Here is a 16,759-nt window from a genome sequence, read left to right on the forward strand (position 1 = left end):
TCCTCCTTCGCCGGGCGTCCCTGGTGTCCCTCGGACATCCCCGGGCGCCCGGCGGGCGCGTCCTGGGTGTCCGCGGGGCATCCCGTACGGGGGCGCCGGGAGGACCGCCTGGCCCTGGCTGGGCCGTTCGGGTCAGCGCCGGATCAGGCCGCGTTCTACCGCGGCGGCGACGGCCGCGGTGCGGGTGTCGACGCCGAGCTTGCCGTACACGTGGACCAGGTGGGTCTTGACGGTCGCCTCGGTGATGAACAGCGCCCTGGCGATCTCCTTGTTGCCCACGCCCTTGGCCAGCAGCTCGAGAATCTCGATCTCCCTGGTGGTGAGGGCCGGGCCGGGGTCGCGCATGCGGCGCATCATCCGCGTCGCGACCTTCGGCGACAGCACGGTCTCGCCCCTGGCCGCCGCCTTGATCGCCTGGAAGAGCTCGTCGGGAGGGCAGGCCTTGAGCACGTAACCGGTCGCGCCGGCGTCGATGGCCCTGACGATGTCCGCGTCGGTCTCGTAGGTGGTCAGCACGAGCACCTGCGGAGCGTGCGGGAGCGCGCGAACGAGCCGCGTGGTCTCCACCCCGTCGGGGCCCTCGCCGAGCTGCAGGTCCATCAGCACGACGTCGGGCTGCCTGAGCGCGATCCCCCTGACCGCGTCCTGCGACGTGCCCGCCTCTCCGACGATCTCCATGTCGGGCTCGCCGCCGACCAGCGCCGCGATCCCCGCCCGCACCACGGGATGGTCGTCGACCAGGAAGAGCTTCACGACGGAATCCTCGCAGCGACGGCCGTGCCTTCGCCCGGCACGCTCTCCACCACCAGGCTGCCGCCGACCTCCGCCAGCCTGTCCCGCATGCCGCGCAGGCCGTACCCGCGCCCTGGGCCGGGGACGGCCTGGTCGAAGCCGACTCCGTCGTCGAACACGTCGAGCGTGACCTCGCCTTCCAGATACGACAGCGTGACGACCACCCTGTCGGCGTGGGCGTGCTCGCGCGCGTTGGCGAGCGCCCCCTGCGCCACCCTCAGCAGGACGGCCTGCGTCTTCGGATCGAGAGGGTACTCCACCCCCTCCTGGCGGAAGTCGTCGCTGATCGCCTTGAGCGCGTCGGGCAGCGACCGCCCGGCCAGGTCGGCGGGCCCGAGGTCCCTGACGAAGCGCCGCGCCTCCTCCAGGTTGTCGCCCGCCTGGGCCATGGCCTGGCGGAGGTAGGAGCGGGCCCGCCCCGGATCGCTCTCCCAGGCCCTGTCGGCGGCCTGCAACAGCATGCGCTGGCTGGTCAGACCCTGGGCGATCGTGTCGTGGATCTCCCTGCTGAGCCGTTCTCTCTCCTCCAGGATGCCCGCGCGACGCAGCTCCCAGAAGATGACCACGGTCATCGCCGCGACCGCGACCGGCGCGAGCACCTGGCTCGGGTCGAAGCTGTCGGCCAGGTAGATCTGGGCGACGATCACGGCGACGGTCAGCACGGTCGCGGCCACGATCGTCAGCGGCGGGGACAGCAGGCGCAGGCAGACGAAGAACAGCGGGATCGCGCACCACGAGAAGGACGGCGCGAGCTCGACCAGCACGAGCCACAACAGGAGCACCACGACCAGCCACGCGAGCCGCCCACGATGACCCAGCCGGCGCCAGAACACCACGCCCGCCGCGTAGACGACGCCGAGACCGGCGGCAAGGCTCACGTTGCGGATGCTTTCCTGGTTGAGCCCGTGCCTGAACAGCAGCCTGGACGCCGAGGCGGCGAGCAGCAGGAAGAATCCCACGTGCATGGCCCTGTTCAGCCAGACGCGCTCCACCACTCCTCCTGTCCTCGCATCAACCCTTCGGTTGACGTACGGCTCAGCCGTTTTCTTCCCCGAGTTCCACCGGCCGTGCGACGACCTCCCGCTTCAGGAGAGGCAGGCTCACGGTATGGACCCGGTCACGCAGCCCAGCCGCAGGATCATCCTGGCCGCGGCGCTCCAGCTCGGCCTGGCCGCCTGCGCGACCCAGGACCCTTCACCCAGGACCACCGGCCCCGGAGCCCGTCCGTCACCGGCGCGACCTGGCATGAAAGGATCAACTGTGTTCAACGGACAACTGCTCACAGCCGCCGCCTCAGGGGACGCCGCCGCCGTCAGGGAGGCCGTCACCGAGGGCGCCGACCTGGAGGCGCGCGACAGCCAGCGGCGCACCGCCCTGCTCCTGGCCAGCGCCGCCGACCACGTGGAGGTCGCCGAGATCCTGGTCGCCGCGGGCGCCGACCCGAACGCCCTCGACGCCCAGCACGACACCCCGTGGCTGGTCACCGGCGTGACGGGCAGCGTGGCCATGATGCGCGCCCTCCTGCCCGCCCACCCCGACCTGACGATCAGGAACCGCTACGGCGGGATCTCCCTCATCCCCGCCTGCGAGCGGGGCCACGTCGACTACGTGCGCGAGGTGCTCAAGACGGGGATCGCCGTCGACCACGTCAACGACCTGGGGTGGACGGGGCTGCTGGAGGCGGTCATCCTCGGCGACGGGAGCCGGCCGTACCAGGAGATCGTCAGGTTGCTGCTCGCCGCGGGCGCCGACCCCGACCTGGCCGACGCGAACGGGGTGACCGCGCTGCGGCACGCGGAGGAGAAGGGTCAGCGGGAGGTCGCCGAGATCCTCCGTCGCGCCTGAGCCGCCCCATGAGCCCCGCGACAGGCGCCGACCCACCGCCACCCTGCTCGCGGGCCCGTCAGCCACCCTGCTCGCGGGCCATCGGCCACCCTGCTCGCAGGCCCGTCAGCCACCCTGCTCGCAGGCCCGTCAGCCACCCTGCTCGCAGGCCATCGGCCACCCTGTTCGCAGGCCGTCGGCCGCCCGCGCGTGGCGGGCTCTCATGAGGCCGTCAGGCGCGCAGCCGTACCTCTCCGACGGGGTGGCCACCGCCGAGCAGCGGCGTGACGGCAAGCGCGTCGAACTCGGGCGCGTCGAGCCCGAGCGCCCGCAGCGCGGCCACGGTCACGGAGACGCGGGCTCGCGACGACCCGTCCTCGATCTTGACGGTCCCCGCGCGGCCGTCGGCGAAGGCGAAGGCGTCGAACCCCTCGGCGCCCACCTTCACCATCAGCCCGGGCACCGCCCGCATCAGCGCGGCCTCGGGCCGGGTGGTACCCGACGTCCACTCGGGGTGGGCGGTCACCGCCTCGTAGACGCGCCGCTCGGGCGAGCCCTGCTCCCCCAGCGGGAACGCCCTGAACGCGCGCGTCACCCCGACCATCGAGACGAAGAACAGCGGCGCGCCGCAGCCGTCCACGCCGGTGGCGGCCACCCGCTCGCCCGTCAGCTCCTCGACGGTCTCCCTGATCGCCCGCTGCAACGGGTGCGTGGGCTCCAGGTAGGTCTCCAGCGGCCAGTCGTTGACGACGCAGGTCGCGAGCATGGCCGAGTGCTTGCCCGAGCAGTTCATGAAGATCCGCGCCTTGGTGGGCACGGACCTGTCCTCCGGATAGTCCTCAGGGCAGAGCAGGGCGCTCTCGTCCAGTCCCACACCGGCGAGGATCTTCCTGGCTCCGTCGACGTGGTACGGCTCGCCCGAATGGGAGGCACAGGCCAGCGCGAGCAACTCGCCGTCCAGGTCTAGCCCGCTGCGCAGCATGCCGAGCGCCTGCAGTGGCTTCATCGAGGAACGCGGCGAGGCCAGCGCGTCGACGGGACCGTGCGCGCGGACCGGCGTTCCGTCGGCGGACACCGCCAGCATCCGGGCCTGGTGCGTGGACTCCACGAACCCGGAACGGACAACCTCCACAACAAGCGACATTTCCCCTCCCTTTCGCCGATGAGTCTAGCCGTGGCCGCACTCCGTGACCGACGCCTCGCACCCCCGAAGAACCGGCCCCAGGCGGCATCCCGTTCCCGCACGACCGAACCCTCCAAGACCGGAGAAGTCTCCCGGAGACAACGACGACCGCCACCCCGAACCAGGACACGACCCGGGACACCGGCGACCGCCACCCCGAACCAGGACACGACCCGGGACACCGGCGACCGTCACCCCGAACCAGGACACGACCTGCGCCGCCGGCGACCGTCGAGGCGGAAACCGGAGCCGACGGAGCCGTCGACCGCTGCCCCCGGATCCTGGCACACCGCTCCCGAAAACCGGAGACGCCCTTGGGACGGCGGCGACCTCGCCCCCGAGACCGGAAGCTGCCTGGAGACGACAGCGGCCGCCACCCCGAGACCGGAGAGCATCCCGGAGACGGCAGCGGCCGCCACCCCGAAACCACCCGCGGACGGCGGTAACCGCCACTCCCGAAATCGGCGACCACCCAGGGGACGACGGCGACCTCCACCCCGAAAATGGCGGCCACCACCGGGATGACGCCACCCCGCAACCAGGGACCGCCCCCGAAGACGACGGCGACCGCCACATCCGCGACCAGAGATCACCCGTGGGTCGACGGCGAGCGCCGCGCCCGAGTCGGTGCTGCCCCGAAGCGACGGCGACCGTCACCTGGGGGCCGTGAGGTGGGACAGAATGGGGTGTCATGCGAGCAGTCGTGCAGCGGGTCAGCCACGCCTCCGTCGTCGTCGAAGGCCAGACGGTCGGCGCGATCGACGAGCCGGGCCTGATGGTCCTGGTGGGCGTCACCCACACCGACACCCCCGCCGAGGCACGCAAGCTGGCCGCCAAGCTGTGGGGCCTGCGCATCCTCGACGGTGAGAAGTCCTGCTCCGACGTCGGCGCCCCGCTGCTGGTCATCAGCCAGTTCACCCTCTACGGCGACACGCGCAAGGGCCGGCGCCCCACCTGGCAGGCCGCCGCGCCGGGCCCGGTCGCCGAGCCGCTGGTCCAGGCGGTGATCGACGAGCTCAGGTCGCTCGGCGCTCATGTCGAGACCGGTAGCTTCGGCGCCGACATGAAGGTCTCCCTCCTCAACGACGGCCCGATCACCCTGGTCATCGACCTGTGAAACGGTAGTGCTAGCCCCACCCCTTTCCGGGGTAGTCCGCCCATTCCCCGCCCCGCGCCGGCCTCTCTACGGTTGACGCATGACCATCTGGCATCGGATCCGCGCCCATTGGGGAGCGGCGACCTGGCTGCGCACGCTTCACGTGGCGATGGGCCTGCTCACCGGGCTCCTCACAGCCGGCGCGATCGTCGCCCTGCTGGCCGCCGCGGTGCTGCTGGTCTGGACCGTGGTCGTGCCCGTGGTCGCGGTCGCCGCGCTGTTCTGGCTGATCCCGCACTTCACCGCCCTGCAGCGCGCCCGCTTCGCCGCCTATCTGGACCTGCGGATTCCGCCCCTCCCGCCGTCGCCGCCCGTCCGCAACCCGGTCAAGTGGCTGATCGGCCAGGCGAAGGCGCTCAGCACCTGGCGGCAGATCGCCTACCACCTGCTGTGCTCGCTGCTCAACGGCCTCGGGTCGGGCGCGCTGCTCATCACGTGGGGCGGCACCGTCGGCATGGCCGTCCTGTCGATCCGCACCCTCGACTTCTCGCCCAACAAAGGCTTGGGCCTGCTGTTCGCGGTGATCGCCCTCGGGCTGTTCTTCGCCGGGCCGCTGGTGGCGAGGGCCTTCACCTGGGTGGACGTGATCGCGGGCGAGGCGCTGCTCGGCCCGAGCATCAGTGACGAGCTCGCCCAGCGGGTGGAGACCCTGCAGGAGAGCCGCGCCGAGGTGATCGACGCCGCCGACGCCGAGCGCCGCCGCATCGAGCGTGACCTTCACGACGGCACCCAGCAGCGCCTGGTCTGGCTCGCCATGAACCTCGGCATGGCCCGCGCCACCCTCACCGACCTGCCCGAACCCGCGAGCCAGGTGATCGCCCAGGCTCACGAGGAGGCCAAGCAGGCGTTGAAGGAGCTGCGCGACCTCGTGCGCGGCCTCCACCCCGCCGTCCTCACCGACGAGGGCCTCGACGCGGCCCTGTCCGGGCTCGCGGCCCGCGCTCCCCTCCCTGTACGGCTCAGCGTCGATGTCAAGGACCGGGCCTCGCCCACGATCGAGGCCGTGGCGTTCTTCGTCGTCTCGGAGGCGCTCGCCAACATCGCCAAGCACGCCGAGGCGGCCAACGCGTCGATCACGGTGACCCGCAAGGGCGAGCTGTTGCGGCTCGCCGTACATGATGACGGGAAAGGCGGGGCCGCGCCGGAGCGCGGCACGGGCCTGCGCGGGCTGGCCCAGCGGGTCGGCTCGGTGGACGGCAGGCTGCGCATCGACAGCCCTGCGGGCGGGCCGACGACGATCGAAGTGGAGCTTCCATGCGAGTAGTGCTGGCCGAGGACTCCGTCCTGCTGAGAGAGGGCCTGACGTGGGTGCTCGGCTCTGCGGGCATGGAGGTGGTGGCGGCGGTGGCCGACGCCGAGGAGCTGCTGCGCGCCGTCGAGCAGCACAAACCGGACCTGGTCATCACCGACGTGCGGATGCCCCCTTCGCACAAGGACGAGGGGCTGCGCGCGGCGCTCGTCCTGCGCCGCCAGCGGCCAGGACTGCCGATCGTGGTGCTGTCGCAGTACGTGGAGGAGCGCTACGCGAGCCAGCTCCTGTCCACCGAGACCACCGGGGTCGGCTACCTGCTCAAGGACAGGGTGGCCGACGTCGCCGAGTTCGTCGACGCGCTGCGAAGGGTGGCGGCGGGCGGCACCGCGCTCGACCCTGAGGTCGTCGCCCAGCTGCTGCTGCGCGGCCGTAGTGACCCGCTCGACCAGCTCACCCGCAGGGAACGCGAGGTGCTCTCGCTCATCGCGGAGGGCCGTTCCAACAACGGCATCGCCGAGGCCCTGGTCGTCTCGGAGGGCGCGGTCGGCAAGCACATCAACAACATCTTCGCCAAGCTCGGCCTGTCCGGCGCCGACGACAAGGATCACCGGCGGGTGCTCGCCGTGCTGCGGTTCCTGAAGGTCTGAAAGGAGCTCGACAATGCGCAGGCTGTGGCTCATCGGGGGTGGGGCGTTCGCCTTCATCTCGATCGTCGGCATGGGGATGGGGTTCGGCTTCGGGGTCGACCCACCCGACGAGGCGGCGGACACCTCCCTGGTCTCCACCGCCACGAAGGAGATCACCCAGAGCGTCTACAGGATCACCACACCCGAGGTGTACGTGGACGTGGCGGGCGAGGTCGACATCAGGGTCGTTCCCGGCCAGAGCAGCAATCTGACGATCAGGCGTGAGTCCACCTGGGCCGAAGGGGCCCGCGAACAGAGCGAGTCATGGAACGGCCGCTGGCTTCGCGCCACCTTCGTCTGCGCCACGAAAGGCTGTGGCGCGAGCTACACCCTCGCGGTCCCCAACGGCACAAGGGTGCTCCTGACCGGCCGTCCACGAACGCTCACCTGCCCACGCGGGATGTGCGACGGGATATAGACACCTGCGAACCGCCGAACCACCGCACTCCTGACTGGCCCGCCGGCCGTACCGCGCGAGAGCCTCGAACGGACGCGACGGCTCCCCGGCCGACCAGCGGACGCCACACCCCCGGGACGAACAGCAGACGCGGCGACTCCCGAGACGTCACCAGAAGCGGGCAGACCCCGACAACCAACGACGCCCGGCCGCCCACGACGGTCGGTAGGACACGCGGACCCCCCGAGACCGCCACCTAACAGAAGAAGCGGCCACGCCCCCGACAACCAACGAACGCCCGGCCGTCCGGGACCGTCGGTCGGACGCGCGGACCCCCAGGACCGTCACCAGACAGAAGCGGCCACGCCCCCCACAGCCAGCGAAAGCTCGACCGCCCAGGAGGGCCGGTAGAACGCGCGGACCCCGGACCGGGCAGGCACCGGGCGGCCAGCGGGCGCGGAACCTCCCGCGACGCCGGTAGACGTGGGGACGCCTGCCCCAGACGGGCAGCCGACGCGGCGGCGCCCCGGACCAGCAGAGGCGGCGCCCCGGATGGATACCGGGCCCAGGGACTCTCGGGAAGCGTCAGCGGATGCGGCGGCGCAGGGCCGGGTCGATGGCGACGTTGCGACCCGCGTCCGGGGGCACGATGACCTCCTGACCGGCGGCGACGCCACCGGCCAGCAGTTGCGCGTCGACCGGCACCGTCCGCTTGACCAGTGCGAGCGCGATCGGGCCCAGCTCGTGGTGGCGGGCCGACGATCCGACGAAGCCCACCTCCTGCCCGTCGAGCACCACGGGTGCGTTGTGCGGAGGCAGGGTGTCGACGCTGCCGTCGAGGTGCAGGAACACCAGGCGGCGCGGCGGGTGCCCCAGGTTGTGGACGCGGGCGACCGTCTCCTGCCCGCGGTAGCAGCCCTTGCTGAGGTGAACGGCCTCGCCGATCCAGCCCACCTCGTGAGGGATCGTCTTGTGGTCGGTGTCGAGCCCGAGCCGCGGCCGGTGCCCCTCGATGCGCAGCGCCTCGTAGGCCCACAGCCCGGCCAGCGGCTTGCCCAGATGGTCGGCGAGCTCGGCGCGCGGCACGAGGACGTCTCCGTCGGCGCTCGACAGGACGGCCAAGTCCTCCACGAGCGACACCTCGACCCTCAGCATGAACCGCATGCGGTCGAGATAGTCGATCAACGCGGCCGCCGCCCCCGGCTCCACATGCGCCAGGACGGCCTCGCCGTCGTCGATCAGCGTCAGGTGGTGCTCCACCCTGCCCTGCAGGTCGAGGACCAACGTCTGGGTCCACACGCCCGGCTGCAGGTTGTCGAGCTTCTGTGAGGTGAGGTCGTTGAGCCATTTGAGCCGGTCGACTCCGGCGATCCGCACGATCTCACGGTTGCTGCGGTCGACGACCGCCTCGCCCTTCAGCAGCGCGCGCTGCTCGGCGAACAGGTCACCGTAGTGGGCGGCGACGTCGGCGTCGGGGGCCTCGGCCGCCACGGCGCCGGGGAGATCAAGCAGAGGGCTACGCATGTCGTCAGGCTACCCGGCAGTTACGGCACCGGCCGAAGACGGTCAGGTGCCGGACATCGGTCTCGAAGCCCATCTCGTCATCCAGGCCCTTGACCAGCCCGTCGGCCAGCTCCAGGCGTACCTCGCTCACCTCGCCGCAGTCGCGGCACACCAGGTGGACGTGGTCGGCCTCGGTCGCCAGGTGATAGGTGGGCGCGCCGTGGTTGAGATGGGTGTGGGTGACCATGCCGAGCTCTTCGAGCAGCTCCAGCGTGCGGTAGACGGTGGAGATGTTGACCCCACGAGCCGTCTGCTGCACCTTCGCGCAGATCTCCTCAGGTGTGCCGTGTCCCAGCGTCTTGACCGCCTCGAGGACCAGTTGCCGTTGCGGAGTCACGCGATAGCCCTTGGCGCGGAGCTCCTCGTGCCATGCGGTCTCGGTCATGACTCGAGTCTACGGCCGACCAATAATCGCTTGCCCGTTACCGAACCCTCCACATAGCTTGAAGGCACGCGGAAAGGAGGTGGTCCAAGAAATGGTGATTCATAGTTGGGCTAGCGAGGTGGCTGTCCGCTAGCAGCGGAACCATCCGGACCGAGTCTGGGGGTCTCACGCCGCAGAGGCGAATTTGAGGCAGCCACCGGGGCTCCGAGCAGCTGGAAGGCAGGGGGTTCGCCCCTGTCTGTGGTCCGTCCAGCCCGCTTGTACCAAGCGGAGCAAGCTCGGGGCCCTTTCCCATTTCCTGAAAGAACCTGCCCCTCTTGAGAGCTGCCCTTTCCTGGGGACCCGCCCTCTTCCTGGGGACCCGCCCTTCCGGGGGACTCGTCTCTTCCTAAGAACCCGTCCCTTGCAGGCCCATCCTTCTTCGTGACGGCTAAGCCTTTCTTGACGGCACGGCCGTTTCCGTCGCTCAGCGGTCCGTCCGTGGCGAGCACGCACAGTCCGGGACACGTGGCCATTCCTCGGCGCGTCACCATCCCGCGACCCCTTTGACGCGCCTCCCGTCCCCGGACGCGTTCCCGGCCTTCAGACGCGGCTGTCTCCGAGGGCATGACCGCTCTCCTGACGCACCGTCGCGCCCAGACGCAGGACGCCCCCCGAACGACCATCGCCTCGCGTCACCGCCCTCCCGACGCACGACCACCCCTCCAGACGCGCGACCGCCCTCCAGACGCACCATCGCTCCCAGACCCAGGACGCCCCCCGAACGACCGCCGCCCCGCGTCACCGCCCTCCCGACGCACGACCACCCCTCCAGACGCGCGACCGCCCTCCAGCCGCACCGTCGGCCCCTGACGCAGGACGTCACTCGAGCGACCGTCGCCCCCGCGTGACCGCCCCCCAGACGCACCATCGCTCCCAGGCCCAGGACGTCCCCCGAACGACCGCCGCCCCGCGTCACCGACCTCCCGGCGCACGACCACCCCTCCAGACGCGCGACCGCCCTCCAGACGCACCATCGGCCCTGACACAGGAGGTCGAGGTGCCGTGCTCTCGGAGGGCACGACGGGGTGACGTGCCGTGCTCGCAGGGCGGGCCTGGTGGGAGCACGGCGTGCCGTACTGGAACGTGGGACGTCAGTGTTCGCCGCGCGGCGGGACGCCGAGCTTGGCGCAGGCCTCGTTGTAGAGGCGGACGACCGCGAGCCGTACCTGGGGACGTTCGGTCAGTGTCTCGCCCCACGGCACGCGCACCCGCTCGCCCCCGTCGATCGTGAACTCGATCGCCTCGGCGTCCACGTCGCTGGTCGTCGCGGACGTCGCGTCGGGACGTCCGCCGAGCGCGCGCACGATCAGCAGGCCGTCGTCGGCGTGGTCGTCGTTCATGTGACGCTTGATCGCCTCGACGACGTCCGGCGTGAATGGGCTGCTCATGCCACCTTCTTCAGCTCTGCGGACATGTGGGAGGTCATCGGGACACCCTCGGCGGCCATGTCGTAGGCCCACATGAGGTTGCCGTTGACCAGGCCGTACAGGCGGTGACCTGCGGAGTACTCCTTCGCGGTGCCGGTTCGGGCGACCACGTCCGTGCGGAGTTCGATCTTGTGGAACACCACCTCGCCGATGTAGATCTCCACGATGCCCGTCGGGTGGGCGAGCAGGACCTCGAGCTGGCGGTCGGGCTGCTGACGCCAGTAGCCGGTCTCGGTGGCCAGCGGGCGGACCTTCGCGCCCGACTCGTCCAGCAGCCAGGCGCGGCTGACGTAGGTCAGGAACGGCTTGCCGTTGTGGCCGAACTCGATCTCCTGGCCGAAGTTGAAGCTGTCGATCGTCGGGTAGCCGCCGACGCCCGCGCCCTCCCACCTGCCGAGTAGCCAGGCGATCGGCTCGAGGTCGGGATGCACTTCAGGTTCTTCCATGTCAAGCAAGCCTAGGCCGTCCTGGCCCTTCCCTGACGGGGACCACACCCTTGGCTGGGTAGTTCGATTCGTGTGGAACGCCTGCTGTTCGGGAAGAACGGCCGGATGCGGACGTCCGGCGCAGATCGGTCTAGGCTGACGAACATGGCACGATCATTGGTCATCAAGGTGACCGCGGGAGCCGACGCCCCCGAGCGATGCAACCAGGCCTTCACGGTCGCGGCCGCCGCACTGGCCAGCGGCGTCCCGGTCTCGCTGTGGCTGACGGGCGAGGCGTCGTGGTTCGCCCTCCCCGGCAAGGCCAAGGAGTTCAGCCTGCCGCACGCCGCTCCTCTGGAGGACCTGCTCGACGCCGTGCTCGCCGCGGGCCGCGTCACGGTCTGCACCCAGTGCGCGGCCAGGCGCGATATCACCGTCGACGACCTCATCGAGGGCGTGCGGATCGCGGGAGCGCCCGCGTTCGTCGAGGAGGCCGTCGCCGAGGGCGCCCAGGCCCTCGTCTACTGATCTCTCACACAACCGACGATCTTACGGCGCCGCCGCCGTCAGGCTTCCGAACGGCGGCGGCAGGTGTCAGCGGGACATGACCGCGTCGAGCCGCTCCTTGCGCAGCCGGTCGTACCAGGAGTCGTCGATGGGCGAGAGCGTGGTGCCCGTCGCCCAGCCGAGCAGCAGGTCGGCCAGCGCCGGGTTGCGGGCGAGCGCAGGCCCGTGCAGGTAGGTGCCGACGACGTGCCCGGCGAAGCAGCCCTCGAACCCGTCGCCGTTGCCGATCCCGGCCAGCGTCCGCGACAGCGGCTTGACGCCAGGGCCCAGGTGGGTGACCCCCATGTGGTTCTCGAACCCGGTCAGCGTCGGCAGGTTGAGCGAGGTGTCGACCTCGGCCACCAGCTCACCCACGGCGCGGGCGGGCCCGCGCGAGCTGGCGATGTCGAGCAGGCCGATGCCGTCGACGGGCTGGCCCTCCTCGCCGCCGAACGTGCTGCCCATGATCTGGTAGCCGGCGCAGACCGCCAGCATGGCCGCGCCGCGGGCGATCGCCCGGTGGAGGCCGCCGTCCTTGCGCAGTCTCTGGGCCGCGAGGATCTGCGGCCTGTCCTCGCCGCCGCCGATGAGGTAGATGTCGCCGCTCTCGGGGACGGGGTCGGAGGAGCGGACGTGGACCGTCTCGACCTCGATGCCCCTCTTGCGGGCCCGCTGCTCCAGGACGAGCACGTTGCCCTGGTCACCGTACGTGCTGAGCAGGTCGGGGTAGATCCAAACCAGGCGCAGGGTGCTGTCAGACGGCACGGCCGAACTCCGATCGGATCTGCTGGAAGGCGGTGTAGTTGGCGATCACGTCGAGCCGTCCTGGCGGGATCGCGTTGAACGCCTCGGTGAAGCTGCCGCACAGCTGGAACGGCACCTCGGCGACGTCGAGCCTGAGCGCCAGGTCGAGGCGGCGTTCGCCGGTGATGTAGACGGGACGGCCGCGCAGGATGCGGTAGTCGACGTCCCACAGCCAGGAGGTGTCACGCCCGTCGGGGCCCTGCGCGTTGACCGACAGGATGATCGGCAGCGAGGGATCGGAGACGTCGAACGCCTCCAGCCAGCCCGCGGGGTTCTTCGACAGCAGCAGCCGCGCCGCCCTGCCGTCACGCTGGACGGTCGTGTAGCGGCCCGCGACCGAGGTCACCTCGCGCAGCCTGGGCAGCGCGGACTGCACGTGCAGCCCGAACGCCTCGGCCACCGCCAGCGCCATCGCGCCGTTGGACCGGTTGGCCAGGCCGGGCAACTGCAGGTCGAGCACCCAGCGGTCGCCGCGGGGGTCGATCACCGCGTCGTCGTCGAGCACCCAGTGAGGCTCGGGCCGGTGGAAGGTGCACTCGCGGCACGCCCAGTCGGCGCCCTTCCTGTCGAGCGGGCCTCCGCACTCGGGGCAGCTCCAGGAGTCTTCCTTCCAGCGCTGCCCGCCCGCGACCCAGGTGACCTTGGCGGCCGTGGAGGCGCCCCAGGTGACCAGCGGGTCGTCGCAGTTGGCGATCACGTGGGTGGGCTTGCCTGAGAGCGCCCTGCGCCATTTCTGGGCCAGCAGCCAGATCTCGGCCGCACGGTCCATCTGGTCGCGGCTGAGGTTCATCAGGCAGACGACGCTCGCGCCGGTGGTCTCGAGCACCTCGGGGAGGTACTTCTCGTCCACTTCGAGCACGCCGTACGGCGCGGCCTTGTTGGCCGACAGCGCGGAGACGTGACCGGCGGGCATGTTGGCGCCGAACGCGTTGGTGGCCACCTCGCCCAGCTCGGTCAGTGCCGCGGTGATGAGGCGGGTGGTGGTCGTCTTGCCGTTGGTCGCGCTGACGAGCGCGAGCTTGCGGTCCCTGGCCAGCTGCTTGAGCAGGTCGGGCTCCAGTACCAGGCCGACGCGCCCGCCGATCACGGACCCGTCACCACGCCCGGTGACCCTCGACAAGGTGGCGGCGGTGCGCCCCAGGGCACTCGCGAGCTGGGCCCGCAGCGGAAGCTGGGTCATGCTGACCGATCCTAGTCGAACCGCGTCGGCCGTCACCTCTCGATCACGACGCTGTCGCCCTTTCGCCCGGGGGTTCGAGCGGCACCCGCGGGAACGCCGGGCACCGCTCGATGCCACCGGATGCGGCTAGGAGACGTCGGGAAAGGCGATCTCGGCCGGGCCGTCGCCGTCGAAGGGGAGGACGAAGCGGCGCGGCCACGACAGCACGCCCTCCAGCCAGCCGGCACCCATCGTCTGCCCCACGTGCCTGATCCTCGCCGAGGGGTCGACTCCGACGGCGACGGTCCCGATGTCCCGCTCCACGCCCGCGTTCTCGTCGTCGCCGAGGATGACCCGCCAGGCCAGGGCCCTGTTGTGGTCCATCTCCATCGACAGCGGGTGGTGCCGCAGCGCCTTGGCCCGATGTCCGAGCAGCTCGCCGGCCGAGGCCCCGCTGAACAGCGCGTACTCCATCGGCGGCGCGGGGCTGCGCAGGTCGGGCGCGGGCCTGCCGTACGGGAAGAGCCTCTCGACCTCGTGCAGCCAGCGCACCTGGGGAATGACCCACGAGGGTCCCGGCCGCTCGCCTCCTGGTTCGACCGCGCCGAGCAGCCGTCCCGCGCTCTCGGCCGCCTTCTCGGTCAGCAGGGCGGGGTCGAACCAGCTGCGCAGCGACCACGCGCGCCGGTTGACGGCCCGTTCGATCAGCGTCGCCAGCAGGCATTCCCTGCGCCGCGCCGGCAGCTCGTTCCAGGTCCCCGCCAGGTGGCGCGGCACTCCGGGCAGCGGCCTGTTGCTGACGTGGGCGAGGACGACCGTGTCGCTCCAGATCCGCAACCACGCCCATTCGGGCGCGTCGGCGAGCAGATCGGCCTCCCGCAGCTCGACCAGCGTGCAGGCCTGCCCGGTACGGCACTGCGTCCCGCACGCCGCGGACCTGCGTCCCCTGATGGGTGGCGGCGGCCCCGCGACGGCGTGCTCCCTGCTCTCGCCGAGCGGCACCTGGATGCGCAGCGGCCTGTCCATCCCGTCGGCGAAGACGGCGGCGACGCCCGGCCGCAGGGAGACGACCTGGCGTGACTGCTCGTCGTTGAGGTTCATCGCCGCGCCGACCAGGGCCCTGTCGTCGGCGGCGGGAAGCCGGTGGACGACCTTCAGCGCCGTGTTCTTCACCACGTCGGGGATGAGCTTGGTGGGGATCTGCTCGGCCACGACGAGGCCTGAGCCGTAGGCCCTGATCTCGGCCAGCATGCCCGCCAGCAGTTCGACGGCGTGGGTGGACGCCCTACCCGCGCCCCTGTCGCGCAGCAGCCGGTGCGCCTCCTCGATCACGATCACATGCCGGAGATTTCCGGCTTTCTCGTGGCGGGCTCGCATCCGGAGGTGTTCGACGATCCTGATGATCAGCGTCCCCATGAGGAACGCCTTGTCCTCGTCGTTGGCCACGTCCTCGATGGCCAGCACGACGTTGCGCTGGAGGAGCCCGCCGATGTCGGCGGGGTGCCCGCCCTCGAAGAACCGGCCGGCCGAGCCCACGCGCAGCGACCGCAGCCGCAGCGAGATGAATCCCTCGACGTCGGCCTGGACCTCCCGCCCGTAGCCGATCTCCTGGATGACGTGCATGGCGTGCTGCTGGAGCTGCTCCAGCGTCGGCACCGACGGCGGCACCTTGGACCCGGGTACGGCACCGCCGGTGACGACGTCCCAGCCGTTGGCCTCGTAGACGCGCTGCAGGGCCATGGACATGATCTGCGGGAACGGCTCCTCGGCGTCGAAGGCGGCCATGAACAGCGCCCGCACCATGTCGATGTGCGCCTGCACGGGGTAGCCGGGCTCGGGTTCGAGCGGGTTCACGCTGAACGGCACCGTGTCGGGGGCCGACGGGTTGATCACCGTCACCGGCTCGGCGACGCGCCCCGCCATGGCGGCGTACTCGGACTTGGCGGGTTCGATGGCCAGCCAGGGGATCTTGACAGCGCTGAGCCGTTCGAGCAGGTGTCGTACGGTCTGCGACTTTCCCGAGCCCGTCGCGCCGGTGACGAAGGCGTGCCTGTTGAGCGTGGCGAGCGGCACCCCGAACGAGCCCACGGCCCTGTCCTGCCCGTCGAGGATGGCTCCGAGGTCGAGCTCGCCCGCGGTCTCAGAGGTCACGTCGAAGTATCCGGCGTCGAGCACGCGCACCCCTGGCACCTCCCGCCTGGGCAGCCCGGCGAGCGCGGCCAGCGTCCCCGCCGTCGCCGCGAACGGCACGGCCGCGCCGTCGCCTGTGTCCTGCATGCTCGCCGCGAGCGCCTCCCGCAGCGTGCACGCGGCGGGCAGGGCGCTGCGCATCCGGTAGGGATGGTGCCCCAGCTCCACCGAGCCGACCAGCACGGGGGCGATCTGCCGCAGGTCCTCGGGGGTCGCCGCGCCCGCCAGCACCCTGACGTTCCACAGCCCCGCCTCGCGGAAGGCGTCGAGCTCCTGCATGCGCCGCTCGGCGCGCTCGACGTCGAACCTGGAGCGCTCGGAGGCCTCGCCGTACTGCCTGAGCACGTTGAGCTGGGTGCGCAGGTGGGCGACCTCGGTGTCGAGCAGGCCGGTGGGCTCGGCGACCACCAGCCAGGCGAACGGCCGCGTCATCAGTGTGACCAGCGTCGACTCGAACAGCGTGGGCTCGGAGGGGCCGGCCTCCCGCCTGTTGCCCAGCGGCGGCGCCTGCCGGCCCGGGCACGGCACCCACACCAGGTCTGCGAGGTCGGCCAGGTAGTCCTCCGCCAGCCGCTCGCCGCGCGCCCCTCCTGGGAACAGCAGCGGCTCGACGGGATCGCGCGGCGTCAGCGGGCCCGCGTTGGTGATCAGTTCGAGCGGGGCCCCGCCCCCGCGCGACACCCAGCCGATCACGAAGGAGCTGTCACGCTGCGCGGCGGACAGGACAGCGGGCAGCACGGCGACGAAGTCGGACTCCGCCGAGGCGCAGCGCGCCGGCGCGGCGATGGACCGGATCCGATACCACGGACCACTCAGCACGTCGTTACCTCCAGGGATGGGAAACGTGTGCGTGGAACCGCCGAAGGGTTCCTTGGACGACAGAGGCGGAGGAGGGTCTACGGCACACGTTCCTCATAGGAAAGTCCGC

Annotated in this window: 16 protein-coding genes; 6 read left to right on the top strand and 10 right to left on the bottom strand. The window is 71.2% G+C overall.

The window, feature by feature from the left end; genetic code table 11:
- Positions 1 to 132: 132 nt before the first annotated feature.
- Positions 133 to 753: a response regulator gene (locus ACFSKW_RS04340; protein WP_379569354.1), complete on the bottom strand. Its 621-nt coding sequence runs from the start codon at positions 751 to 753 to the stop codon at positions 133 to 135.
- The gene (locus ACFSKW_RS04345) at positions 750 to 1,784 is read right to left on the bottom strand and encodes a sensor histidine kinase (RefSeq protein ID WP_379569355.1); all 1,035 of its coding nucleotides are present in this window, start codon (positions 1,782 to 1,784) and stop codon (positions 750 to 752) included. The genes ACFSKW_RS04340 and ACFSKW_RS04345 overlap by 4 nt, the downstream gene beginning before the upstream one ends.
- Positions 1,785 to 2,052: 268 nt before the next feature.
- Here ACFSKW_RS04345 and ACFSKW_RS04350 point away from each other — a divergent pair, with 268 nt between their 5' ends.
- The gene (locus tag ACFSKW_RS04350) at positions 2,053 to 2,637 is read left to right on the top strand and encodes an ankyrin repeat domain-containing protein (RefSeq protein WP_379569357.1); all 585 of its coding nucleotides are present in this window, start codon (positions 2,053 to 2,055) and stop codon (positions 2,635 to 2,637) included.
- Between the two features lie 211 nt (positions 2,638 to 2,848).
- Here ACFSKW_RS04350 and ACFSKW_RS04355 read toward each other — a convergent pair whose 3' ends face one another.
- On the bottom strand, positions 2,849 to 3,760 hold the full coding sequence (locus tag ACFSKW_RS04355; protein ID WP_379569359.1) for an asparaginase: 912 nt from the start codon (positions 3,758 to 3,760) through the stop codon (positions 2,849 to 2,851).
- Between the two features lie 730 nt (positions 3,761 to 4,490).
- Between ACFSKW_RS04355 and dtd the strand changes: the two genes are divergently transcribed.
- From dtd to ACFSKW_RS04375, 4 genes are all read left to right on the top strand, one after another.
- Positions 4,491 to 4,916 carry a D-aminoacyl-tRNA deacylase gene (gene dtd / locus ACFSKW_RS04360; RefSeq protein ID WP_379569361.1) on the top strand — a complete coding sequence of 142 codons (426 nt, stop codon included), beginning with the start codon at positions 4,491 to 4,493 and terminating at the stop codon, positions 4,914 to 4,916.
- A gap of 79 nt (positions 4,917 to 4,995) precedes the next feature.
- Complete coding sequence (locus tag ACFSKW_RS04365; protein ID WP_379569363.1) at positions 4,996 to 6,219, top strand: sensor histidine kinase; 1,224 nt, start codon at positions 4,996 to 4,998, stop codon at positions 6,217 to 6,219.
- Positions 6,210 to 6,854 (top strand): response regulator transcription factor, encoded by a 645-nt coding sequence (locus ACFSKW_RS04370; RefSeq protein ID WP_379569365.1) that lies wholly within the window; start codon positions 6,210 to 6,212, stop codon positions 6,852 to 6,854. Before ACFSKW_RS04365 ends, ACFSKW_RS04370 begins: the two co-directional genes overlap by 10 nt.
- A 13-nt stretch (positions 6,855 to 6,867) precedes the next feature.
- Positions 6,868 to 7,311 (top strand): hypothetical protein, encoded by a 444-nt coding sequence (locus tag ACFSKW_RS04375; RefSeq protein WP_379569367.1) that lies wholly within the window; start codon positions 6,868 to 6,870, stop codon positions 7,309 to 7,311.
- 564 nt (positions 7,312 to 7,875) lie between these two features.
- Here the strand turns inward: ACFSKW_RS04375 and ygfZ are convergent.
- The 4 genes from ygfZ to ACFSKW_RS04395 form a co-directional block, all read right to left on the bottom strand.
- Positions 7,876 to 8,814 (bottom strand): CAF17-like 4Fe-4S cluster assembly/insertion protein YgfZ, encoded by a 939-nt coding sequence (gene ygfZ, locus ACFSKW_RS04380; RefSeq protein WP_379569369.1) that lies wholly within the window; start codon positions 8,812 to 8,814, stop codon positions 7,876 to 7,878.
- Positions 8,815 to 8,818: 4 nt separating this feature from the next.
- Entirely contained in the window at positions 8,819 to 9,238 is a 420-nt protein-coding gene (locus tag ACFSKW_RS04385; protein ID WP_379569371.1) for a Fur family transcriptional regulator, read from the bottom strand.
- Positions 9,239 to 10,371: 1,133 nt separating this feature from the next.
- A complete protein-coding gene (locus ACFSKW_RS04390; RefSeq protein WP_379569373.1) occupies positions 10,372 to 10,668 on the bottom strand; it encodes a DUF2470 domain-containing protein in 297 nt (98 codons plus the stop codon).
- Positions 10,665 to 11,153 (bottom strand): heme-binding beta-barrel domain-containing protein, encoded by a 489-nt coding sequence (locus ACFSKW_RS04395; RefSeq protein ID WP_379569375.1) that lies wholly within the window; start codon positions 11,151 to 11,153, stop codon positions 10,665 to 10,667. The genes ACFSKW_RS04390 and ACFSKW_RS04395 overlap by 4 nt, the downstream gene beginning before the upstream one ends.
- A 144-nt stretch (positions 11,154 to 11,297) precedes the next feature.
- On the opposite strand from ACFSKW_RS04395, the gene ACFSKW_RS04400 reads away from it, so the two are divergent.
- The gene (locus tag ACFSKW_RS04400; protein WP_379569377.1) at positions 11,298 to 11,660 is read left to right on the top strand and encodes a DsrE family protein; all 363 of its coding nucleotides are present in this window, start codon (positions 11,298 to 11,300) and stop codon (positions 11,658 to 11,660) included.
- 66 nt (positions 11,661 to 11,726) lie between these two features.
- Here ACFSKW_RS04400 and ACFSKW_RS04405 read toward each other — a convergent pair whose 3' ends face one another.
- The 3 genes from ACFSKW_RS04405 to ACFSKW_RS04415 all read right to left on the bottom strand — a co-directional run bounded on the left by ACFSKW_RS04405 (position 11,727) and on the right by ACFSKW_RS04415 (position 16,650).
- Positions 11,727 to 12,443 carry a type 1 glutamine amidotransferase gene (locus tag ACFSKW_RS04405; protein ID WP_379569379.1) on the bottom strand — a complete coding sequence of 239 codons (717 nt, stop codon included), beginning with the start codon at positions 12,441 to 12,443 and terminating at the stop codon, positions 11,727 to 11,729.
- Positions 12,433 to 13,662, bottom strand: coding sequence for a MurT ligase domain-containing protein (locus ACFSKW_RS04410; protein ID WP_379569381.1), 1,230 nt, complete (start codon positions 13,660 to 13,662; stop codon positions 12,433 to 12,435). The genes ACFSKW_RS04405 and ACFSKW_RS04410 overlap by 11 nt, the downstream gene beginning before the upstream one ends.
- Before the next feature lie 126 nt (positions 13,663 to 13,788).
- Positions 13,789 to 16,650: an ATP-binding protein gene (locus ACFSKW_RS04415; RefSeq protein ID WP_379569383.1), complete on the bottom strand. Its 2,862-nt coding sequence runs from the start codon at positions 16,648 to 16,650 to the stop codon at positions 13,789 to 13,791.
- Positions 16,651 to 16,759: the final 109 nt, after the last annotated feature.

Origin of the sequence: Nonomuraea mangrovi, assembly GCF_042681425.1 — a bacterium.
Classification (GTDB): domain Bacteria; phylum Actinomycetota; class Actinomycetes; order Streptosporangiales; family Streptosporangiaceae; genus Nonomuraea; species Nonomuraea mangrovi.